Source organism: Demequina litorisediminis, assembly GCF_030161615.1.
GTDB lineage: Bacteria > Actinomycetota > Actinomycetes > Actinomycetales > Demequinaceae > Demequina > Demequina litorisediminis.
Genome location: NZ_BSUN01000001.1, coordinates 2,487,713 through 2,509,170 on the forward strand (window position 1 = coordinate 2,487,713; position 21,458 = coordinate 2,509,170).

Annotated in this window: 17 protein-coding genes and 8 pseudogenes; 12 read left to right on the forward strand and 13 right to left on the reverse strand. The window is 67.6% G+C overall.

Annotation, left to right across the window (positions count from 1 at the left end; translation table 11 throughout):
• Nucleotide 1: 1 nt before the first annotated feature.
• From QQK48_RS20450 to QQK48_RS15220, 4 genes are all read left to right on the forward strand, one after another.
• On the forward strand, nucleotides 2-1,003 hold the full coding sequence (locus QQK48_RS20450) for a phenylalanine--tRNA ligase beta subunit-related protein (protein ID WP_348523662.1): 1,002 nt from the start codon (nucleotides 2-4) through the stop codon (nucleotides 1,001-1,003).
• On the forward strand, nucleotides 945-2,177 hold the full coding sequence (locus QQK48_RS20455) for a phenylalanine--tRNA ligase subunit beta (protein WP_348523663.1): 1,233 nt from the start codon (nucleotides 945-947) through the stop codon (nucleotides 2,175-2,177). Before QQK48_RS20450 ends, QQK48_RS20455 begins: the two co-directional genes overlap by 59 nt.
• The gene (locus tag QQK48_RS20460) at nucleotides 2,116-2,607 is read left to right on the forward strand and encodes a phenylalanine--tRNA ligase subunit beta-related protein (protein ID WP_348523664.1); all 492 of its coding nucleotides are present in this window, start codon (nucleotides 2,116-2,118) and stop codon (nucleotides 2,605-2,607) included. Before QQK48_RS20455 ends, QQK48_RS20460 begins: the two co-directional genes overlap by 62 nt.
• Before the next feature lie 247 nt (nucleotides 2,608-2,854).
• Nucleotides 2,855-3,424 (forward strand): FBP domain-containing protein, encoded by a 570-nt coding sequence (locus QQK48_RS15220; RefSeq protein WP_284329009.1) that lies wholly within the window; start codon nucleotides 2,855-2,857, stop codon nucleotides 3,422-3,424.
• Nucleotides 3,425-3,561: 137 nt separating this feature from the next.
• On the opposite strand, the gene QQK48_RS15225 is transcribed toward QQK48_RS15220, so the two are convergent.
• The 5 genes and pseudogenes from QQK48_RS15225 to QQK48_RS20470 form a co-directional block, all read right to left on the reverse strand.
• Nucleotides 3,562-4,188, reverse strand: a complete 627-nt coding sequence (locus tag QQK48_RS15225; protein WP_284329425.1) for a putative PEP-binding protein — start codon at nucleotides 4,186-4,188, stop codon at nucleotides 3,562-3,564.
• Nucleotides 4,118-5,137, reverse strand: a pseudogene (locus QQK48_RS15230) (PEP-utilizing enzyme); the annotation flags it as partial. The pseudogene QQK48_RS15230 and the gene QQK48_RS15225, both read right to left, overlap by 71 nt.
• Before the next feature lies 1 nt (nucleotide 5,138).
• Entirely contained in the window at nucleotides 5,139-5,411 is a 273-nt protein-coding gene (locus QQK48_RS15235) for an HPr family phosphocarrier protein (protein WP_284329010.1), read from the reverse strand.
• A 38-nt stretch (nucleotides 5,412-5,449) separates the two neighbouring features.
• Nucleotides 5,450-7,515 (reverse strand): annotated as a pseudogene (locus tag QQK48_RS15240) (PTS fructose transporter subunit IIABC).
• Nucleotides 7,516-7,517: 2 nt separating this feature from the next.
• A complete protein-coding gene (locus QQK48_RS20470) occupies nucleotides 7,518-9,245 on the reverse strand; it encodes a PfkB family carbohydrate kinase (protein ID WP_348523667.1) in 1,728 nt (575 codons plus the stop codon).
• A gap of 154 nt (nucleotides 9,246-9,399) precedes the next feature.
• Here QQK48_RS20470 and QQK48_RS15255 point away from each other — a divergent pair, with 154 nt between their 5' ends.
• Nucleotides 9,400-9,663, forward strand: a complete 264-nt coding sequence (locus QQK48_RS15255; protein ID WP_284329012.1) for a hypothetical protein — start codon at nucleotides 9,400-9,402, stop codon at nucleotides 9,661-9,663.
• On the opposite strand, the pseudogene QQK48_RS15260 reads toward QQK48_RS15255, so the two are convergent.
• The 4 genes and pseudogenes from QQK48_RS15260 to QQK48_RS15275 form a co-directional block, all read right to left on the reverse strand.
• Nucleotides 9,660-10,265 (reverse strand): annotated as a pseudogene (locus QQK48_RS15260) (response regulator transcription factor). The gene QQK48_RS15255 and the pseudogene QQK48_RS15260 overlap by 4 nt on opposite strands.
• A complete protein-coding gene (locus QQK48_RS15265) occupies nucleotides 10,262-10,627 on the reverse strand; it encodes an ATP-binding protein (protein WP_284329013.1) in 366 nt (121 codons plus the stop codon). The pseudogene QQK48_RS15260 and the gene QQK48_RS15265 overlap by 4 nt, the downstream one beginning before the upstream one ends.
• A gap of 67 nt (nucleotides 10,628-10,694) precedes the next feature.
• Nucleotides 10,695-10,841: pseudogene (locus QQK48_RS22185) on the reverse strand (histidine kinase); the annotation flags it as partial.
• Nucleotides 10,822-11,349: a hypothetical protein gene (locus QQK48_RS15275; RefSeq protein ID WP_284329015.1), complete on the reverse strand. Its 528-nt coding sequence runs from the start codon at nucleotides 11,347-11,349 to the stop codon at nucleotides 10,822-10,824. The pseudogene QQK48_RS22185 and the gene QQK48_RS15275, both read right to left, overlap by 20 nt.
• Before the next feature lie 201 nt (nucleotides 11,350-11,550).
• On the opposite strand from QQK48_RS15275, the gene QQK48_RS15280 reads away from it, so the two are divergent.
• Nucleotides 11,551-12,045, forward strand: a complete 495-nt coding sequence (locus QQK48_RS15280; protein WP_284329016.1) for a hypothetical protein — start codon at nucleotides 11,551-11,553, stop codon at nucleotides 12,043-12,045.
• Nucleotides 12,046-12,053: 8 nt separating this feature from the next.
• Here QQK48_RS15280 and QQK48_RS15285 read toward each other — a convergent pair whose 3' ends face one another.
• From QQK48_RS15285 to QQK48_RS20480, 4 genes and pseudogenes are all read right to left on the reverse strand, one after another.
• Complete coding sequence (locus QQK48_RS15285; RefSeq protein WP_284329017.1) at nucleotides 12,054-12,617, reverse strand: class I SAM-dependent methyltransferase; 564 nt, start codon at nucleotides 12,615-12,617, stop codon at nucleotides 12,054-12,056.
• A complete protein-coding gene (locus tag QQK48_RS15290) occupies nucleotides 12,547-12,954 on the reverse strand; it encodes an NAD(P)/FAD-dependent oxidoreductase (protein WP_284329480.1) in 408 nt (135 codons plus the stop codon). The genes QQK48_RS15285 and QQK48_RS15290 overlap by 71 nt, the downstream gene beginning before the upstream one ends.
• 22 nt (nucleotides 12,955-12,976) lie before the next feature.
• Nucleotides 12,977-13,534, reverse strand: a pseudogene (locus QQK48_RS20475) (FAD-dependent oxidoreductase); the annotation flags it as partial.
• A pseudogene (locus QQK48_RS20480) lies at nucleotides 13,494-13,607 on the reverse strand (NAD(P)-binding protein); the annotation flags it as partial. The pseudogenes QQK48_RS20480 and QQK48_RS20475, both read right to left, overlap by 41 nt.
• A gap of 67 nt (nucleotides 13,608-13,674) precedes the next feature.
• Here QQK48_RS20480 and QQK48_RS22190 point away from each other — a divergent pair.
• The 6 genes and pseudogenes from QQK48_RS22190 to QQK48_RS15330 all read left to right on the forward strand — a co-directional run bounded on the left by QQK48_RS22190 (nucleotide 13,675) and on the right by QQK48_RS15330 (nucleotide 21,347).
• A pseudogene (locus tag QQK48_RS22190) lies at nucleotides 13,675-14,236 on the forward strand (helix-turn-helix domain-containing protein).
• A gap of 51 nt (nucleotides 14,237-14,287) precedes the next feature.
• Complete coding sequence (locus QQK48_RS15310) at nucleotides 14,288-14,512, forward strand: DUF6131 family protein (RefSeq protein ID WP_488798434.1); 225 nt, start codon at nucleotides 14,288-14,290, stop codon at nucleotides 14,510-14,512.
• A gap of 533 nt (nucleotides 14,513-15,045) precedes the next feature.
• Nucleotides 15,046-15,246 carry a hypothetical protein gene (locus QQK48_RS15315; protein WP_284329019.1) on the forward strand — a complete coding sequence of 67 codons (201 nt, stop codon included), beginning with the start codon at nucleotides 15,046-15,048 and terminating at the stop codon, nucleotides 15,244-15,246.
• A 2,121-nt stretch (nucleotides 15,247-17,367) separates the two neighbouring features.
• The gene (locus QQK48_RS15320) at nucleotides 17,368-17,919 is read left to right on the forward strand and encodes a hypothetical protein (RefSeq protein WP_284329020.1); all 552 of its coding nucleotides are present in this window, start codon (nucleotides 17,368-17,370) and stop codon (nucleotides 17,917-17,919) included.
• A gap of 257 nt (nucleotides 17,920-18,176) precedes the next feature.
• Nucleotides 18,177-18,875: an RNA-dependent RNA polymerase family protein gene (locus QQK48_RS15325; RefSeq protein ID WP_284329021.1), complete on the forward strand. Its 699-nt coding sequence runs from the start codon at nucleotides 18,177-18,179 to the stop codon at nucleotides 18,873-18,875.
• A gap of 895 nt (nucleotides 18,876-19,770) precedes the next feature.
• Nucleotides 19,771-21,347, forward strand: a pseudogene (locus tag QQK48_RS15330) (DEAD/DEAH box helicase).
• The last annotated feature ends 111 nt before the right edge of the window (nucleotides 21,348-21,458 follow it).

A 21,458-nucleotide genomic window follows, 5' to 3' on the forward strand; every position in this document is an offset into this window, starting at 1 on the left:
CGTGCCGAAGATTCCGCTCAAGTGGCTTGAGGAGTCCGTCGACCTCGTCCCCGGCTCGACCCCCGAGGACGTCGCCGCGGCGCTCGTCAAGGTGGGCCTCGAGGAGGAGGGCATCGAGGGCGGCGGCATCACCGGGCCGCTCGTCATCGGCCGTGTGATCTCGCAGGTCAAGGAGGTCGCCTCCAACGGCAAGACCGTCAACTACTGTCGCGTCGACGTCGGCGAACACAACGACCCCGCAGGCCCCGGCCACAAGCCCGACAACAAGGAGGAGTACCCCACCTCCAAGGGCATCGTGTGTGGTGCGCACAACTTCCACGAGGGCGACTTCGTGGTGTGCATCCTGCCCGGTGGCGTGCTTCCCGGTCCGTTCCCCATCGCTGGCCGCAAGACGTACGGTCACTGGTCGGACGGCATGATCTGCTCGGCCAAGGAGTTGGGCCTGGGCGAGGACCACGACGGCATCATCGTGCTCGCGTCGCCCTCGGGCGAGTCCGAGGTGACCTTCCCCGGCCTCGTGGCCGAGGCGGACCTGGTGCCCGGCGCATCGGCCATCGGCCTGCTGGGTCTGGACGAGTCCACGATCGAGATCAACGTCACCCCCGACCGCGGCTACTCGTTCTCCGTGCGTGGCGTGGCGCGTGAGTACAGCCACTCCACCGGACAGGTTTTCCGGGACCCGGCCGATGTCACGGTCACCGGCAGCGCCGGCGACGGTTTCGGTGTGGTCATCGAGGACGCCGCGCCGGTGCGCGGCCGGGTGGGCTGCGACCGCTTCGTCGCGCGTCGTCTGACGGGTTTCTCGGCCGACGCCGCCTCGCCGTCGTGGATGAAGCGTCGCCTGGAGCAGGCGGGCATGCGCCCGATCTCGCTTGCGGTCGACGTCACCAACTACGTGATGCTTGAGCCTGGGCCAGCCGCTGCACGCGTACGACTTCGCTCAGGTGAGCGAGCCGATCGTGGTGAGGCGCGCATCGGCCGGCGAGAAGGCGACGACCCTTGACGACGTGACGCGTGAGTTGCACGCCGAGGATCTGGTGATTGCGGATTCGGCTGGTGGTCACGGCGCGCGTGCCATCGGCCTGGCCGGTGTCATGGGCGGCGCGGAGACTGAGGTCTCGGGCGCGACCACGGACATCCTGCTCGAGGCGGCGCACTTCGACGCCGTGACGATCGCGCGTACGGCGCGGCGTCACCGCCTTGGCTCGGAGGCGTCGCGACGCTTCGAGCGGGGCGTGGACACGCGCCTGCAGGTCGCGGCGGTGGAGCGTGCGCTCAGCCTCATGCAGGAGTTCGGCGGCGGCCAGATCGAGGACGTCTACACCGATCTCGATGAGACGGTCGCGCCCGCGCAGATCGCCATGGACGTGGCGTACCCGAGCACGATTGTGGGTGTCGAGTACCCGGCCGACGAGGTCGTGGAGGCGCTCGAGAAGGTCGGCTGCGTGGTGGACAGGGATTACGAGTCGCTGCTCGTGACGCCGCCCACGTGGCGCCCCGACCTCGACTCGGCGATCACCCTGGTCGAGGAGGTCGCGCGCCTGCGCGGCTACGACAACCTGCCGTCCGTGCTGCCGGTGGCGCCTCCCGGGCGTGGGCTGACGCATGGGCAGAAGGTGCGGCGTGCGGTCGCGCGCACGCTGGCCGAGTCGGGGCTGACCGAGGTGCTGACGTACCCGTTCATCTCGGAGCAGCGGCTGGACGACCTGGGGATTCACGACGAGGACCCTCGCCGCGACTGGATCGCGCTGGCGAACCCGCTCTCCGCGGAGCAGCCGCTGATGCGGACCACGATGATTGCCACGCTGGTGGACGCCGTTCGCGTTAACCTCGGCCGCGGCGAGCAGGACGTGGCCGTCTACGAGCTGGGCCGTGCGTACCAGGCGAAGCACATCGGCACGTTGCCGGTCGTTGACACGACCGATGGCGGTATCACCCCTGCCGAGGTCGAGGCGCTGAACGAGGCCCTGCCGGGGCAGCCGCGTCGTGTGGCCGGCATCATGGCGGGTAACCGTGTGCGGGCCGGCTGGAACGGTCACGCCACGCCATGGGGGTGGGCCGATGCGCTGGCCGCCGTGGAGCGTGTGGCTTCGGTGGCGGGGGTGGAGGCTCACGGTGTCGCAGGGCTCGCGCCTGCCGTGGCACCCGGGCCGTGCGGCGACGTACTGGCTGGATAGTGGCGAGTTCGTGGGTCACGCGGGGGAGTTGCACCCGAAGGTGTGCGAGACGCTGGGCCTTCCCGCGCGTTCCGTGGCGTTCGAGGTACTGCTCGATCCGCTGATCGCAGCCTCCGAGGGCGTCATCGCGGTGGCGACTCCGGTGTCGCAGCAGGTCCTCGCGAAGGAGGACTTCGCGTTCGTGGTGGCGTCCGACGTGGCCGCCGGTGACCTTGCGGGCGTGGTGAAGCACGCCGGGGGAGACCTGGTGGAGGACGCGACTGTGTTCGACGTGTTCACGGGCGAGCAGATCGGCGAGGGCAAGAAGTCCGTGGCCATCAACGTGCGCCTGCGTGCGGCGGATCACACTCTCTCGGCCGATGAGGTGCTGGCCGTGCGCGAGGCGATTATTGCCGCTGCTTCGGAGAAGTTCGAGGCTGTGCTGCGGTAGCGATCGAAGCGACGTTGGAGGGCGGTGGGCGGTCGGTCGCTCACCGCCCTCCGTACGTCTACAGGTTCTTACAGGCGTCGTAAACTGTCATGGTGAGTTCTCAGGAGGTGGTCGGCGCGCGTTGCGCCGGCATCAGGTAATCCCGCCCCGGGGCTGCGCCATCAGGCGCGGCCCACAGCGTCGACCCTGAAAACTCCGCCTGCGTGTGCGCCACGAGCGCCGCAGGCTTCGCAGAAAGCGACACCTCATGCTTCCCCTGACTGCTACATCCCTCCGCGCCTCCTTTATCAACGCGTCCCGCAAGGAGGTCTCCGACCTCACCCTGCCCGCCGATTTCGACTCCCTCGACTGGGACCGACTCGATCTCCTCGGCTGGCGCGACCCCAGGCTCGCACGCCGCGCCTACGCCATCGTCCCCACGCTCGAGGGCGACATCATCGGCATCCTGTTCCGTCACCCCGGTTCTATGCCGCGTACCCGTGCGCAGTGCTCGTGGTGCAATGACGCGACCCTGCCCAACGACGTGGTGCTCTACAACGCCAAGCGCTCGGGCAAGGCGGGCAAGAACGGCAACACTCTCGGCTCGCTGGTCTGCGAGGACTTCCAGTGCTCCGCCAACGCGCGGCGTCCTCCCAAGACCTGGTACGAGGGCTTTGACGTCGAAGAGGCACGCCAGGTCCAGATCGCCGAGCCTGCAGATTCGCGCCGCGGCCTTCGCGTCGCAGGTCTAGACGCGCCGCCTGCAACGCAGCGTCGACCGCAACACAGCGCCGCCCACAAGACAGTGCCGCCGGTCACACCCGGAAGAGAGGTGTGACCGGCGGCGCCGGGTCGGGAAACAGGCGCAACTAGAGAATCGCGGACAACTCCGCGTTCGCGGCCGCTCGCACGGCATCGCGGGCCGCGACGGCCGACGACGCATCACGCGCCACCTCGGCCAGCGCCCGGCACTCCTTACGGCTGTGCAGCGACAGGGCAAGGCTTCACGGCGGGCACCTTGGACGGCGCCATCGACAGGCTCGCGACGCCCAGGCCCGCGAGCACCAACGCCAGGTAGGGGTCACCGGCAGATTCGCCGCACACGCCCACCGGCTTGCCGGTCTCGTCGCCGCCGGCACACGCGGCGGCGACCATGTCGAGCACTGCCGGCTGCCACGGGTCGAGGAGGTCCGACAGCGCGCCCTCCATACGGTCGGCGGCCATCGTGTACTGCGCCAAATCGTTGGTGCCGAGCGAGCCGAAGTCGACCTCGGCGAGCACGTGACGGGCACGGAGCGCCGCCGCGGGCACCTCGATCATCACGCCTGCCGAGGGCAGGCCCGCCGCGCGCACACGGGAGGCGAACCATGCCGCCTCCTCGGCCGTCGCGACCATGGGCGCCATGACCTTGACGTCGGCGCCGGTGTCGCGCGCGGCCAGCGCCAGCGCCGAGAGTTGCGAGTCGATCAGGCTCGGGCTTTTCCTGGCACAGTCGCAGGCCTCGGCGGCCCAGCGCAGGGTTCTCCTCCTCGCCCAGGTTCGCAAACGCGAGTGGCTTGTCCGCCCCGGCGTCGAGCGTCCGGACCACCACACGGCGGCCATCGAACGGTGCCAGCACGGCGCGGTAGACTTCCGCCTGCTCCTCCACCGTCGGCATCGTGGACGCGGAGAGGTAGACAAACTCGGTGCGGAACAGTCCCACGCCCTCAAGGTCCTGGGCGCCTGCGGCCACGGCATCGTCCACACCGCCGATGTTGGCCAGCAGCGCCACAGGATGCCCGTCGGAGGTGCGGCCGGGACCGGAGACGCCCGCCAGGGCGGCAGCGCGCCGCTCGCGTCGCTCCCGCTGTGCCTCGACGAGGGCCATGTCGGGATCGACGGTCACCTCGCCCGAGTCGCCGTCCACCGCCACCACCGTGCCTGCGGGAATCGATGTCGCTCCCGGTACCTGCACCACCGCGGGGATGCCCATCTGGGCGGCGAGAATGGCGGTGTGGGACGTGCGGCCGCCCGCCTCGGTGACGATCGCGACCACCTTGGAGCGATCGAGCGCCGCGGTCTCGGCGGGCGCGAGGTCGCTGGCGACGATGACGGACGGACCGGTCAGCGCCGGGACGCCAGGCATCGGCACACCGAGCACGGCGGCAATGGCGCGCGAACCCACGTCGCGCAGGTCCGTGACGCGTTCCGCGAAGTACCCGCCGAGCGCCTCAAACTGCGCGGCGTATGTCTCGACGGCAGCCGCGATCGCGGTGGCGGGTCCCTTGCCGGCGCCCACCTGCTTGCCGGCCTCCTTGGCGAGTTGCTTGTCGCGGGCGATGAGCGCGGTGGCTTTCAGGATCGGCTTCGCGTGATCATCGGCCACGGCGGCGCGTTCGTCGAGGTCGGTGGCGACAGCCGCAAAGGCGCCGAGCACCGCGTCGACGGCGGCTCCGGAGTCGGTGGGGGTGGGCTCGTCGGCCGGGGCCTGGACCGGTGGCGCCACTTGCACCACGGGTCCGGCCACGGTACCGGCGCTGACGCCCACGCCCGTGCGGATGTCGCCCGACATCTCAGCCCTCCGCGTCGAGGTCGCGCGAGAGCAGGGCGACGAGCGAGTCGAGGGCGGCCTCGGCCCCGTCGCCTTCGGCGGTGAGCGCCACCTCCTCGCCGTGCTTGGCGCCGAGCGCCATGACGCCCAGGATGCTGGTCGCGTCGACGGCGTCCTCGCCGGGACGGCCGATCTCGATGTCGAGCCCGGTCTCCTGCGCTGCCTCCACGAAAAGGGCGGCGGGGCGGGCGTGAAGGCCGACGGACGAGGCGATGGTGACGGTGCGCTGTGCCATGACAGTTCTCCTTGTATTGAGGGTCGCGAGTTGAGGGGTTAGGCGGTGGCGACCGCGTCGGCGGCCACGTTCTTACGGTCGAGGGACTTGAGAAAGAGCACGATGGTGGTCGTGAGTGCCACGCCTGCCGCGAGGGCGACGAGGAACCACAGGAAGCCACCCATGAGGGGCAGGACCCAGATGCCGCCGTGCGGGGCGCGCAGGGTGACACCGAAGACCATGATGAGCCCGCCGGTGAGGGCAGAGCCAAACACGGCGGACACGATCACGCGGATGGGGTCTGCCGCCGCGAAGGGGATCGCGCCCTCAGAGATGAACGATGCTCCCAGCAGCCACGCGGCCTTGCCGTTCTCGCGCTCAGGCTCGGAGAAGAGCCTTCGGACGCAAGGTGGTGGCGAGCGCCATGGCGAGCGGGGCGACCATGCCTGCCGCCATGACGGCGGCCATGATGGTCAGCGCCGGTGCGTCGGTGGCGGTACCGGCGGCGGCCAAACCAGCCGTGCCGAAGAAGTACGCGACCTTGTTGACGGGACCACCGAGGTCGAAGCCCATCATCGCGCCAAGGATGAGGCCAAGCACGAACGCGGAGCCGCCCTGCAGGCTGGTCAGCCACTCGTTGAGGGCATCGGACAGCGCAGAGATCGGTCCACCCAGGAGGGTGATGAACAGGCCCAGGGTGATGAAGGCTCGACAGCAGCGGGATCACGACGACGGGCATCACGCCGCGCACGCCCTTGTGAACCTTCCACGAGGCGATCCACTTGGCCACGAGGCCGCCCAGAACACCGGTGACGATGCCGCCGAGGAATCCTGCACCCATGCTCGCCGCGACGGAGCCGCCGACGATGCCGGGGACCAGACCTGGCCGGTCGGCGATCGCGAAGGCGATGAAGCCGGACAGGATCGGGACGAGGAAGCCAAACGACGCCGCGCCGATGACGTAAAGGAGCGCTGCCCAGGCGGTCAGGGAGGCGATGTCGAAGTTCTCGGCGATGTTGTACGCGTCGTCGGACGTCAGGTTGTACTTGACGATCTCGATGGCGCCGGACTCGCCCAGGGCGACCTGAGACAGCATGAATGACAGCGCGATCAGGATGCCGCCCGCGGCGACAAACGGGATCATGTAGGCGACGCCGGTCATCAGCCACTGGCGGATCTGGGTGCCGATCCCCGCCTTGGTGTCGACCTTCGACGACAGTCCGCCCGTCGCCCCCGCGGCGGGTGCCACCGTCCGGACCTCGGGGTTGGCGCGCCATTCGGCCGCCTTGGTGGCCGCCTGGGCGATGAGTCCGGGGCCGTCGGAGATGGCCTTCTTCACGCCGACGTCGATGAGCGGCTTGCCTGCGAAGCGGTCGGCGCCGCGTACCTCGACGTCGTGGGCGAAGATCACCGCGTCGGCAGCGGCGATCTGCTCCGGGGTGAGCGGGTTGGCGCCCGCCGAGCCCTGCGTCTCCACCAGCATCGTGTGACCGGCATCGGCCGCCGCGCGCTCGAGCGCCTCGGCCGCCATGTAGGTGTGAGCGATGCCGGTGGGGCAGGAGGTGACGCCCACCAACGTGAGCCCGGCCGATGCGCCTGCCGGCTCGGCGGCGGCACTCGCCTCGGGTACGGGTGCGGGTGCGGGTGCGGGTGCAGGTGCGGCGCTCGCGGCGGGCACCACCTCTCCTACTTCGGCCTGCACGAGGGCGACGACCTCGGCATCGGACGTCGCGGAGCGCAGTGCCGCCGTGAACTCCTTCTTCATCAGCGCCTTGGCGAGCTTGGGCAGGACCTGCATGTGAGCCTCTCCGCCGCCCTCGGGAGCAGCGATGAGGAACACCAGATCGGCCGCGCCGTCCTTGGCGCCCCAGTCGAGGCCCGTCGCGAGGCGCCCGAAGCCAAGGGTGGGTTTGGTGATCGCCGCTGAGCGAGCGTGGGGGATGGCGATGCCGCCGGGCAGGCCGGTGGCCATGGTCTCCTCGCGCTTGCGTACGTCCGCGAGGAAGGCCTCGAGGTCGGTGCAGCGTCCGGTGGCGACCAGGCGCTCGGCGAGCACCCGGGTGGCGGCGTGGCGGTCGTCGGCCGTGAGGTCGAGGACAACCTGCGTCTCATCGATGAGGGGCATTGTCAGTCCTTCCGTGGGTCAGGCTCTGACCCAGGCTCCATGGTGAGGTCGGGCGTGGTGGTGAGGTCGACGATGACGCCGGCCAGGTGGGCGGGGGAGGGGACGCGACTTCCGGGAAGGCTCACGGCGGCTGAGCCCCATGCGACCGCGGCGCTCAGGGCCGCGGCGTGGTCGAGCCCGGTGGCAAGTCCGTGGAGCAGACCGGCGAGCATGCAATCGCCGGCGCCGACCGTGGACAGCGGACGCTCGACCGTGGCGCGAGCGTGGAGAACGGCGGAGGCCGTGACCAGCAGTGCGCCGTGGGCGCCAAGGCTGACCGCTACGGTCTCGATGCCGCCGTCCACGAGAGCGCGGGCCGCGTCGAGCACGTCTGCAAGGGTCGCCAGGGGGCGGCCGACGAGTTCCGCGAGTTCCTCGTGATTGGGCTTGATGAGGTCGGGGGAGGCGGCTACCGCCGCGGCGAGTGCCGGGCCGGAGGTGTCGATGGCGACCTTGGTGCCGCGCGCGTGACCGCGCTTGACGAGCGTGGCGTAGAGCCATCGGGCGCGCCGGGAGGAAGGGAGCCGCAGCCGACGAGCCACGCCGAGGCGTCTGCGCGGTCCACGGCAGCGTCGACGAGCGCCGCAAGTTCCTCGGCGCTGAGGCGCGGCCCTGGCTCGTTGAGCCTTGGTGGTGGTGCCATCGGGCTCCGCGACGGTGATGTTGACGCGTGCGGCACCGGCGACGGGCACGGAGGCGCGAGGTACACCGGCGGAGTCCAGCAGTTCGCCGAGCAGGACGCCTTCGGCGCCACCCGCGGGGAGGACCGCAACGGCGTCGCCGCCTTGTGCGGTGACGGCCCTGGCGACGTTCAGCCCCTTGCCGCCCGCATCGACGTGCACCTCGGTGGCACGGTTGACTTCGCCGCGTGCCAGGCGCGCGACGGTGACCGCACGGTCCACGCTGGGATTGGGGGTGAGGGTGACGATCACGCGCACACCACCTCGGTCCCGGCCTCGCGCAGGCTCGTCTGCGATGTCGTCGGCAAGGTCGCTGTCGGTCACGATCAGGTCCACCTGCTCGAGTGAGGCGAAGCGGTGGAGGTGATCGTCGCCCGCCTTGGAGGAGTCCGTGGCGACGATGACCCGGCGAGCGGCGTTGGCCATCGCGGCCTTGGCGTGTGCCTCGGCCTGGTCGGGAGTGGTGAGGCCGCGTGCGGCGGAAAGGCCGTTGGTGCCGAGGACGGCGACGTCGACCACGAGGCCCGCCAGCGCCTGGGTGGTCCAGTCGCCCACGGCCGCCGCGGTGGCGCCGCGTACCGACCCGCCCAGCATCAGCAGCGTGAGGTGGGGCCGTCCGGCGAGTGCGGCAGCGGCGGGAATCGAGTTGGTGACCACGGTGAGTGCGGCATCGGCCGGGAGCAGATCGACGATCGCCTGCGTGGTGGAGCCCGAATCGAGCAGCACCGTGCCGCCTGCGGGGATCTCGTCCAGGACGCGGGCCGCGATCCGGCGCTTGACGTCGGTGCGCTGGGTGCTGCGGGAGGCAAGTGTCGGTTCGAGCTCGAGGCGTTCCACGGGGATGGCGCCTCCGTGGACGCGACGGACGGCACCCTTGTGCTCGAGCGCGGTCAGGTCGCGGCGGATGGTCTCGGTGGTGACATCGAGCGCATCGGCGAGCGAGGCGACTTCCACGCGACCTTCGGTGCGCGCGATCTCAAGGATGCGCTGCTGTCGCTCTGTGGCATACATCTGGGTGAACTCCCTTGTCCGGCTCACCCGATAAAACCACACAAACAAACTCAATGCAACATAAAGCCACATCCGTTGTTGTGGTCATGGGGCGCGGCCCGGGAGGCCGCTGCTCGCTAGGCTGAGCGTCGAGCATGATTGCCGAGGGGGTCTTGTGAACGCGCGTGCTGAGCACCACGGCACCGGAGTCATCCTCGACTGGGACCGCGCCGAGGGCGTCGGCGTGGTGCGCACCGACGAGTCCGAGCGCCTGGTCTGGATTCACTTTTCTATGCACGCGAGCGAAGGCGAGAGCCTTTCTGTGGCATCCGGGCTTGCGAGTGTCGATCGACTACAACCCGACCGAGGATCAGGACGGCTACGTGTGGGTCGGCGAGCGCGTGGTGATCCTCGACTAGTCCGAGAACTCCGCGCCTAGATCCACCCCTGCTCGCGCGCGTAGCGGGCGGCGTCGTGCCTGGTGGCGGTGTGAGTCTTGCCGATGGCGCTTGAGAGGTAGTTGCGCACCGTGCCTTGCGCGAGGTGGAGCCTGCGCGCGATGTCCGTGACGGAGTAGCCGTCGCTGGCCACCCGCAGCACGTCCAGGCTCACGGTCCGTCAGCGGGCAGTCGTCGATGAGTGCCTGGGCCGAGACCGCAGAGTCGATGTGCCTGCCGCCCGCGTGCACCTGAGCGATGGCCTCCGCGATGAGGTCGGGCGACGAGTGCTTGCCGAGGAACCCTCGAACCCCCAGGCGAGTGCTCGTCGCAGCGTCCCCGGTCGCGCATGGCGGGTGAGCATCAGGATGCGCTGCTCGGGATGCTCGGCGAGCACCCGCGCGGCCACCTCGAGTCCGTCGAGGACGGGCATCTCGAAGTCCAGCACCAGGACATCGGGCCGATGCTCCACGAACGCCGCGTACGCGGCCTCGCCATCGGCGGCCTCGGCCACCACGTCGATGTCGCCCTCAAGCGGCAGCAGGGTGGCGAGCGCCGTGCGGATCAGTCCCTCGTCGTCGGCCAGGACCACCGTGACCGTCACGGCCGGACCACCGTGGCGTGAAGGGCGAACGTCTCGCCCTCGTGGCGGATGTCGAGGTCGCCGCCGGCATGCGTCACTCGCTCCCGTAGTGCCGCGAGGCCGCGTAGCGGGCGTGCCTCATGGGCGGCGCCGTCGTTGCTGATGGTCAGCGATGAGGGCGTGAGGACGATGCTCACCTCCGTCGCGCGCGGGTGGCGCAGGATGTTGGTGGTCGCCTCACGCAACACGAGGGCAAGGGCCTCGTCCTCGGCGGCATCGTCCGGATGAGTGTTGCCGACGTCCACCCGCATCCCCGCGGCGGTGAGCAGCGCGGTGGCGTTGGCGAGTTCGGACGTGAGGGACAGTCGTCGCGTCGAGTTCACGAGCCTGTTGGGCCTGTTCGATGGTCTCTCCGGTGAGGCGCTCGATGTCGGCGAGTTCTGCGGCGACCCGCTCGGGGTCGGTGTGCTGGAGCTTGGCGGCGACCGCGGCCTTGAGTTTGATGACGTGGAGGGTGTGTCCCTGGATGTCGTGAAGGTCGGCGGCGAATCGCATGCGTTCCTTCACGACCGCGAGTTCAGCGGCGGAGGCGCGCATCTCGTCGAGGCTCGGTGAACAGGCGCCAGCCCACCGCGTTGAGCCAGAACGTCACCCCAAAGATCGCCGTGTAGATCAGCGAGACGATGACGTAGGTGCCCGTGGAGTCGGGGTGGCCGAGCGACCCCAGCCAGGCGGTGAGGCCCACGACGGCAGCCAATGCCGCCCCGCCGGCGCGCTGGAGTTGCGGCAACGTAGCGACGACCGTGGCGCCGACTGCGACCAGGGGAGTGACTGTCGCGGGGCCTGCGTCCATCATCACGGCCGCCAACCATGACGCCCACGTAAATCCGAGCGACGCGAGGGTCGCAGCGCGGCCGCGGGGCTTCTCCCAGCGGCTGGTGAACCACATGGCTACCAGGACGGACGGTGCCAGGAGCGCGACCTGCCACCCCGTATCGGCCGCATCCACCAGACTGAACGTGCCGATGAACCCGACAGTGAACACGATCACCGCCGTGCTCATCCTGCGCATGCGACGTAGCGGCCGGACTTCGGTGGTGACCATGGAAAACCTCGAGCGCAGACGGGGACGGTGTCCCCATCATGGTGCCTGGCAGCACGGGGCAGTAGTGACGCCGCGTCACATCGAATCGGTGACGTCCCGCCCCTACGCGAAGGCGGCACGCGAGTCCAGGGTGGTGGGTGTCATCAGCCGAGGTCCCAGACGACGGGGCCGATGGCTGCCCCTCAGTCAAGGAGTTCCCTCATGTTCAATGACCTGATCCTGAATCTCACCGACTTTGTCGCGGGATTGTCGCCGTGGCTCCAAGCCTTCGGCGTCGCGCTCATCAGTCTGATCCCGTTCGTGGAGTCGTACCTCGGGACGTTCATCGGGGTGCTGGTGGGCATGAACCCATGGCTCGCGCTCGTCGCCGCCGTGATCGGCAACACCATCTGCACCTTTGCGCTCATCGCGGCCGCCAGCCGCACCCGTCGCGCGGTGATCGCCCGGCGCCAGGACCCCGAAGCGGCCGCGCCATCGAAGCGTCGCCAGAGGATCGCCGGGTACCTCGAGCGGTTCGGCGTCCCGGGCGTCTCGCTGCTGGGACCCCTTGCGCTTCCCAGCCAGTTCACCGCGCCCACGATGGTCGCGCTGGGAGCCTCCGCACGGAGCGTCTACTTCTGGATGGGCATCTCCATCGTCGCGTGGGGAGTGCTGTTCGGCTTTTTCGGCAACTGGGCCGCGGGCGTGCTGGTGTAGCGGTTCGGCTAGCGCCGCCCCAGCACCACGAGGCCATCAACTAGCGTGGCCCGCTCACCATCGGGGCCCGTGGCTTCGCGTTCGACGTCCGCCACGCGGACCTCCTGCCAATCGGCGGCGTCGAGCGCGAGTGCATCGGCTTCCTCCCGCGACGTGAGGAAACGGTGGTGAGCCACGTGCTCCGGCGGCGCCCACGCCGGGGCGGCGGCGTGGGTGACGAGGACCAGGTGGCCTCCCGTCGCCACGGCGGCCGATGCTCGCCGCAGGATCTCCGTCCGGTCCAGGTGCACCGGCGAGTGTAGGAATGAGGCGGTCACCAGGTCGTACGTGGCATCCGGCTCCCAGGTGGCGAGGTCAGTTGCGAGATACCTCGCGGTGACACCGGCCGATGCCACGCTCGCCCTGGCGCGTTCGATGGCGGTGGGGGAGATGTCGATACCGGTGGCGTCCCAGCCGCGTGACGCGAGCCAGGCGACGTCGCCTCCCTCGCCGCATCCGAGGTCAAGGGAACGCCCGGGCGCGAAGCCCGCCACCGCATCGGCCAGCGTGGGGTTGACGCGGCCCGACCACACGCGGTGATCGCTCGCGTAGCGACGCTCCCAGTAGGCGCTGGGGGCGACGTCCGGCCACTGCGCGCGCTCGCGGAGTGCGGTATCGGTGTCGAGGCTCGACGAGGAAGGCGTTGGCGCGGGCTCCGGCGGTCGCGCCCTCGGCCATGCTCACGGGCACGGTCGCCATGGGGTTGACGACGTTTCCAGCAGCGAAGACGCGGGAGTGGCTGGTGGAGCCATCGGGCTGTACCTCGATGAAGGTGCCGAAGGGAGTGTCGCGTCGCGCCAGGTCCAGCGAGGCGATAGCGGAATCGTGAGGCTGGGGAGGCTCCGCCGGCGAAGAGGGCGTCCACCGCATGGCGAGCCCCGTCGGCGGTGATCACCGCTGTGAGGCGGTCGCCTGCGCCCTCGACATGAGAGACCGGACCATCGACCACGGTGACGCCGCGCGCTGCCAGGGCGAGTCGCGCATCGGCATCGAGGAATCCCGGCTCGGTGGCGAATACGGTCACGGTGTCGCTCCACTGGCGCACCATGCGCGCGAGGTGCCCATGCATCGGCGACGTGACCAGGACGCCGAGGCGCTGGTCGCGCACCTCCCAGCCGTGGCAGTACGGGCAATGCAGGACGGTAGCGCCCCAGCGCTCGGCGAGGCCAGGGACGTCGGGCAGGACATCGGTGATGCCCGTGGCAAGGATGACCGTGCGGGCCTCGACGGTGCCCGCGTCCGTGGTAGCCACGAGAGTGGCGCCCTCGTCGGAGATCGAGGTGACCGTGCCCGTGCGGAACTCGACCCCGTAGCGCGCGAGTTCTTCGCGGCCTCGGGCGTAGAGCCTCGGACGGCGGGGTGCCGTCGTGTCCCAGGATGCCGTGAGCGTGCGCGGCGAACCGATTGCGAGGGCTGCCGCCGTCGATGACGAGGACGCGTCGGCGTGCACGGCCGAGCATCTGGCCGGCGGAGAGTCCTGCGGCGCCCCCGCCGATGATGAGGGTGTCGTAGATCGGGGTCATGACTCGAGAGTGGGGTCGCAGGTGCTCGAATGGCAAGTGAGTTTGCGGAATATGCAAGACTCGCGGGATGGATGATCTCGCTCAGGTGGGTCCACGGCTGCGGACCGCGCGTCAGGCGCGGGGATGGACGCTCGAGGACCTGGCGTCGCGGGCCAATGTCTCCGCGAGCACGCTGTCGCGGTTGGAGTCGGGAAAACGTCAGGCGACGCTCGAATTGTTGGTGCCCCTGACTCGGCAGGCTCGGGATTCGCGTTGACGACCTGCTGCCCGAGGGGGACCGGGACCCTCGGGTGCGGCGTGCAGCGATCCGGCGGGACGGGATGGTCCTGGTGCCGCTCGCGCCGGAGTCGTCGACGATGCGTGCGTATCGGATCACTTACACGCCGGAGCATCGCGGCGGATCACCGCGAACGCATGCTGGGCACGAGTGGTTGTACGTGCTGTCGGGGCGGTTGCGTCTGTTGCTGGGGGACCAGGATCTCGTGCTTGAACCGGGCGAGGCAGCGGAGTTCGATACGCGGACGCCGCACTCCATGGCCAGTGCAGATGGTGAGGCCGTTTCGGTGCTGAGCATCTTCAGCGAAGAGGGCGAAAGAATCCACACCAACCGGGCGGACGACGTGGCCTAACCGTGTGTGTCACGCGGGGAATCTCAAGCCATCGGGAAGATACGTCGGGTGATGTGCGTTACCCACTGCGACCAAGACCCCACGGCCTCGGCAAAGAGGCCGCGACAGATTGGAACCGCTGTGATCATTCTCGGTCTGATTCTCTTCCTGATCGGCCTTCTCGCGTCGATCGGCATTCTCCAGACCATCGGCATCGTGCTGATGGTGGTCGGACTTGTCCTCGCGCTGCTTGGAGGCACCGGCCGCGCCATCGGCGGACGAAAGCACTGGTTCTAAGCCGGCGGGCAGACGCGTGAGCAGTGAGATGTGACCTCTCGCTGAGACGAGGCGGGCGCCGTGGGGTATTCCCCACGGCGCCCGCCTCGTTTTGTCTGCCCAGTGCGTGCTATGCCCAGCGAGGCGCCCCAACGCAGCAACTCGCCAATGAGCCGGCGAGGCCCGTGCGCCAAGCGCTGCCTTGAGCCTGGACCTGATGCTCTGCGACCCTGTTGTCTCGTGGGAGCAAGCATTTCTGACCTGTCGCGTGCTCGCGACAGTTGCGCTCGTGCCGCATTCAGTAATGCACTCGCTGTTCGGCGCCAAGTTGAGCGGCTTCGAGAGTTTCATCGTCTCGACCCGTACGAAGGCGCGAGGCGAGAGGCCGACACGCAGTTTTTGCTCGTCGCGATGTGGCGACTACGCATGGCGGCGGAGATGGCTCAGGATCTTGCGGGTGAGGGTGCGCCGGTGACTGAGGCTTTGTCGGCATTCGACGTGGCGTTCCCCCGACTGCGCAATTTGCGCAACGTCCTCATGCACTACGACAGTACTTGCTAGAGAACGACCGACGGCGCAACACGCGCAACGAGGGCGGCGAACTCGTCAGCAGAGCAGACGTGGAATCCGTCTTCAATAACCCGGACGGATTCTCATGGCTCGGGTCGGACTACCGGTTCGACCTCATCGACACAGAATCCACAGAACTGTACCGAGCAGCAACTGGAGCGCTCGGGGTATCGGGAGCGATGTAGACGCTTGAGGCAGCAAACGGTCAATTCCGCCGAGTCATGATGCGCCACCTAGGCCAGGGGCTTCACCGCTGGGTGAATGTTGGGTGCGACGGCGAGCATGTCGCGTCGCCAGCGATCTGCGTTGCGGCCCTGTTGCTCGGCGGCATGGCAGTATGCGCCGAGCGCGATAGTCTCAAGCGGGTGGTCGTCTCTACCGAATGCTAGGTCGCGGATGCGATCGAAGCCGAGAAGGGGCTTGCATTTGCGACTCGGGCCCGCGGCATCGCTGCGCAACGAGTGCTTTCGCAACTGCCGTTAGCGCGGGAGCAGGGCACGCCTCACGGCGTCGGTCCTCGGGTGGTCTACTCGGGGACGTGATTGAGTATGCGCACTCGTTCAACATCGACACGCGCAAGCGGGTGGGCAATGGCAACAAGCCGCTGGTCGTGAACTTGGTGATGTGCGCCACCGCGCCATGCTCTGTCCGCAGACGAGGTGCGCGCTTTGCACGCGGCGCTCGCCATGGCGTCGGAAGTGCGGTCATGCGTTGGCGCGTCTCGACCGCGGACCCGTATCTCGGTCGCGTGAATGCGAAGCGGTACGCGCGCGGATTCATCGGCGCAGTCGGGGGAACGGTATCCCGTTCACGGTAGAAGGCGGTCTCCGAGGCAGCAGGGCATTGCGCTAGGTTGGTGCCAAGTCGCCTTCGCTGGGGGCAACTGAGGGGGATGCGCTTGAATTCCGCGCACATTGACGTTAGATGGCTACTTCGCGCCGTAGATCAGTTTGAAAGACAAGGTCGGCCATTTGTCGGACTGTTCCCAGAGTTGGAGGTGCTACAAGGCGAGATCGCGACTCTTGCGGGGGCGCGGCGTACGGCGCGGCGGATGTCGGATTGGGCCACTGCGAATCGTCTCACGACAGAGGTATCCGATCTTCGCAAGAAGGTTCGTGAAGAAGTAGTGTCTCTGCTCGAGTAGATCTGCCGAACGTGCTGACTCTCGTGGATCAACCTGAATCCCTTTGGGAGTTGGAACGTGTTCACGGCCTAGTCTCACGGGCGGCGACCTATCGGCTCCGAGACGTTGCGCGCGCACACGTGCTCGCGCGCTTTGTGGTCGAGAGCGATCTTCGGGGAGGCTTGCCGCCGCTGGGCGTGGATCGTACGGCACTTTGCGCGGCTCTGTGCACGACACTGGAAGAGTCGAGCCCCAAAGTGATCGTGAAGACGGATGTGCAGGAGTTCTACGAGAGCGTCAGCCATGAGATGTTGATGGATCTCGTGCGGAACTGTCCTGGCCTTTCGCCGAGTGCGGCTGACCACGTCTCCGTACTCCTTTCACGGTACGAGCGCATCGCCGGAGCGCGAGTGGGGCTGCCGCGTGGGGTTGCCCTCTCGGCGTCTCTAGGCGAACTGGTCCTCGTCGAGGCTCGACAACCGCGTTGCGAGCAGCCTCGACGTCGTGCAGTACTTCCGCTATGTCGATGATGTGGTCGTGGTCTTCGGCGCGGGCGGTCCACTGTCTAGGCCCCAGGATCGGCGGCGCCAGGTTGTGTCGGTAATAGAGAGACTCGGTTTGCGTGCGAACTCAGCCAAGTCCCTCTCTATGGAGCCTCCCGCTATCCAAGAAGTCACGGCTGCGGTCGATTGAGTACTTGGGTTACCAATTCGAATTGAGGCCCAACGGCGTCAAAGTCGAACTATCCGCCAAGAAAATGCGGCGTCTGTCGACCCGACTCGCACGTGCGTTCGACGCATTCCATTCAAGTCGACGGTCGAACGCGGACCGTAATCGCCTTGTACAGCGGGTAGAACTCTTGACCTCCAACTACCGACTCTCCGGGCGCAAGGCTCGCAGTATGTGGGTCTAGCGTTCGCAAGTCCCATGGTTGGATCTACAAGTAGGTCTATACAGGAACTTGACCGTCACCTCGCGTTCAGGATCGCCTCGGTCTTGCCCGACCGGGCGCTCGTCGCGCGGCTCGAACCCCTCACTTTCTCCAGTGGAATCGACGACGTGAGGTTTGTCAAGGTCAGTGCAAAACGGCTTCAGAGGCTGTCCCATATATGGAGGAATCTTGGCGAGACGTAAGAGACTGCGACTCGCGAGGAACCCGTTTACGGCAATCCTCACGGAGACCATGCCCTTCGAGCTTCCCGTCTCGTTCTCAAACGTCGGGCTCTATGAGTACTTGGTTGGTCGACGCGCGAAGTTCACTCCGCGGGGCATCGACCTTGGGCCGCGTGATCCGGCTAACTATCTGCTGGTAAGCATCCTGTTCGGTCAGGAGCCGCATGTGGACACCACAAGACCGGGCAACCCAATGTCCGTGAAGTTGCCGCTCAAGCGGACATCGCCTCTGCGGTACAGAGTGCGTCATGACCGCCATGGCTACCGTGAACTGTCGGTACCCCATCCGGGCGCGCAGATCGCGGTCGCACACTTCTATGATCGCTTTGGTCCCGCGATGCTTCAGTATCTCCGCCGCCCGAGCTTCTCAGTGAGAACACCTGTTCGCCGGGCATCCGTGATGTCGGTGCGAGACTCAATCTTCCGCAGGTTCGAGGACAGAGCCCGGCACGGCGTTGAGTCTGACGCGCACGAGTACGAGTTCCTGACCTCCTACTACCGCTACCGCGAGCACCGATTCATCTTCAAGGCTCTTTGGTTCTCGGAAGTTTCGGCGTCTTGAGCGCAAGTTTGCCTACGTGCTTGCCCTTGATGTTGAACGGTGCTTCGAGAGCCTTTACACACACAGTGCATCGTGGGCTTACGACGGTCGCGACCGGATGAAGCGGAAGTCGACGAGCATTGCGCGGTACCAGGGCTCGTTGGGAGACCGGTTGGATCGCACTATGCAATCCATGAACGACCTTGAGACGCGTGGCCTGCTAATTGGTCCGGAGTTCTCGAGGCTCTTCGCGGAGGTTGTGCTGCAGTCGGCAGATCGTGAGATTCAAGAAGGCTCTGCGCGGATCAGGCGTGACCCGCGGGGACGACTACGAGATTCTTCGGTATGTCGACGACTATTTTGCGTTTGCCTCAACGGAAGCAATCGCAGATCGGGTCAAGTCCACTGTGGACCGAGTCTTAAGTTCGTACCGTCTCTACTTGAATCACGATAAGAGTGATCTCTCTGCCACTCCCCGCCTCAACCAAATGGATTCTTCACGCGCCGCGGTGCGCACAATCATTAGCGAAAACCTTTACGTCGAGTATCGCGAGGAAGTTGGCGCGCCCCGTAAAGTCGGGAGGGTCGTAGCGCGGACGAACAGGATCCGGCAAGAAATCTCGGGCGTAATCTCTCCGTCGACTGAACTCGCAGGTCCTGTCGCTTCCTATGCGGTCTCTTTGCTCGAAGAGCGATTGTCCAGCGTCCTTTCCGAACTCCTGACTTACGCAGATCGACACGCCGGGATTCCGGCCGCCGTGGGCGTTGAGCTCACCCGGAACCTTTCCGACTTGGTCGACCTGTATTTCTGGTTGTATGACTTGGCGCCGCGCGTGGCAAATGCAGTCAAGGTCGTTCGCTCACTCGCAGAGGCAAGGAAAGCGAGTGAGGTTATCGTGCCGTATCGCACTAGCCGTCGTGAACTTGATGCGCGCATCGGAGCGGCATGTCTCATGACCATGGAGAGGTTCGAGTAACTGAAGACAATTCGATCGAGGCTCTATTCTTCCTGGACCTGATGGCGGACGCATGGGTTGATAACCGGCTAGCAGAGCGGGCCCTTCGTGCGGTAGGCCTTAACCGCGATGTGAAGCCGCAGGTGCCTGGCTGGTTCAATCCGCTGGTGGTGTTTGAGTGATGCGGATCTCTTCACGGTCCGCGGATCTGGACTGGGCGCATCGGGCACTTGTCGACCACGCACTTGCCAGGGTTCAGGCAAGGGAGGAGGACGACGTTCCGGACGCGTCAGTCGCGTTCTTCGCGATCGGCCTTCTGGCGTCGCCAACGGTCGACGACGCGACGAAGTTGGCGGTCGGGTTGTCATACAACGCTCGCACGAAGGCTGATCGATATAAGGAACGCCGCGGAGGTCGCATCCAACTGGTTTGTTGACTGGGGTCAGATTGATCTTCACGAGCGCTTGCTGCGGAAGCGCGTGAGAGACATATACTGACCACGCGCCCGCATCACTTGTTGCGTTTGCAGCAAGTACACACCAGCGCATGGACACTGGCGAACGCGGATGCTTTGTCCCTAGGACGCGGCACTCTCGCTCGACTGGCAATAGGCGGCGCAGAGTGTCGCGAACTGGGCGCCTGTATGCCATGGAAACTCGTGGTAACCTCTTTGCCGTGCCCAGTTCGACCACCGCCGGGCATGCGTCGCAGATTGCTTCTCCTTCTCGCCAGCGCCCCCGCTCCTGACATGAGCACACCAGCGCCCGGCTCGTAGAAATCCTCTCTTCGGCGAACGAACGCGTGTCCCCATCGCGATTCGCCACCACCGCCGGTGCCCTCCACGAGGGACAACACACGCGCGCCGCCACGGCGAGCGCGCGCATCGGCCGCAAGCCTGAAAGGCTCCGCACCACCTATGGCTACGACTTTCGCCGAACTCGGCGTACCCACCCAGGCTCACCACCGTCCTGGAGCGTGAGGGCAAGACCACCGCCTTCCCCATTCAGGAAGACACCCTTCCCGACACCCTTCCCGGACGCGACGTCCTGGGCCGCGGCAAGACCGGCTCGGGCAAGACCCTGGCGTTCTCGCTGCCCGTCGCCGCGCGCCTCGGCGCCAAGGGTGGCCGCGCCAAGCCCGGCCGCCCCCGCGCGCTGATCCTTGCTCCCACCCGCGAGGCTCGCCACGCAGATTGACGCGGTCATCGCGCCGCTCGCCGCCGCCTACGGCATGACCACCACCACCATCTTCGGTGGCGTCAGCCAGCAGCGTCAGGAGCGTGCCATGGCGCGCGGCGTCGACATCGTCGTCGCCTGCCCCGGCCGTCTCGAGGACCTCATGGGCCAGCGCATCGTGTCGCTCGACGCCGTCGAGATCACCGTGCTCGACGAGGCCGACCACATGGCCGACCTCGGCTTCCTGCCCGGCGTCACCCGCATCATGAACGCGACGCCCACCAACGGCCAGCGCCTCCTGTTCTCCGCCACGCTCGACAACGGCGTGGACAAGGCTCGTCAAGCGCTTCCTCAACAACCCCACCACGCACTCGGTCGACTCTGCGGAGAGCCCCGTCGAGGCGATGACGCACCACGTCTTCCACCTGGCCGATGCCGAGGCCAAGAAGAACGTGGTCCGCGCCCTGGCATCGGGCACGGGCCGTCGCGTCCTCTTTATGCGCACCAAGCACCACGCCAAGCGCCTGGCACGTCACCACCTCCGACGGCATCCCCGCCGTGGACCTGCACGGCAACCTGTCGCAGAACGCCCGTGATCGTAACCTCGCCGCCTTCGCCGAGGGCCGCGTGAAGGTCCTGGTCGCGACCGACGTCGCCGCCCGCGGCGTCCACGTCGACGGCGTCGAGCTCGTGGTCCACGTGGACCCGCCCGCCGAGCACAAGGCGTACCTGCACCGCTCGGGCCGCACCGCGCGCGCCGGTTCCTCCGGTGACGTGGCAACCCTTGTCCTCCCCGAGCAGCGTCGGGACACCGACCAGGCTGCTGCGCAAGGCCAAGATCAACGTGAAGCCCGAGAAGGTCAACGACTCGTCGCCCGCCGTGGTCGCGCTGATTGGCGAACGCGCCGAGCGCGTCTCCGCCGCAGCGGCCGAGATCGCGATCGCCGGCACCGGCCCGCAGAAGCAGGGTCAGGGCCGCGGTAACGGCGGCGGTCGCTCGCGCAACGGCGGCGCCTCGCGCAATGGCGGTCAGGGCGGCGGCCAGGGTCGCGGTCGTGGCGGCAACGGCGGCCAGTCCGGTCAGTCCGGCGCCGGCCAGAACGGCCAGGGCGGCGGTCGCGGACGCGGCCGTGGACGCGGCGCCGCTCAGGGCGCCCGCTCGACCGCAACCTCGAACGAGCAGGGCGGCACCCGTCAGGCAGCCGGCAGCGGCTCGGGCGGTTCGCGCTCCGGCGGTCGCCGTCCCCAGTCGCACGGCGGAGGTCACCGCTCGGCGGCCGACTTCTCGTCGTCGCGCGGCGGACGCCGCTCGCGCTAATCGGCGCCGCACGCCTTTACGCGGACGCCGCACGCGCCAAGCGGCACACAGTTCTCGCGTAGCACGAGGGCCCGGTCACCAGTCGGTGGCCGGGCCCTCGTCACGTTCTGG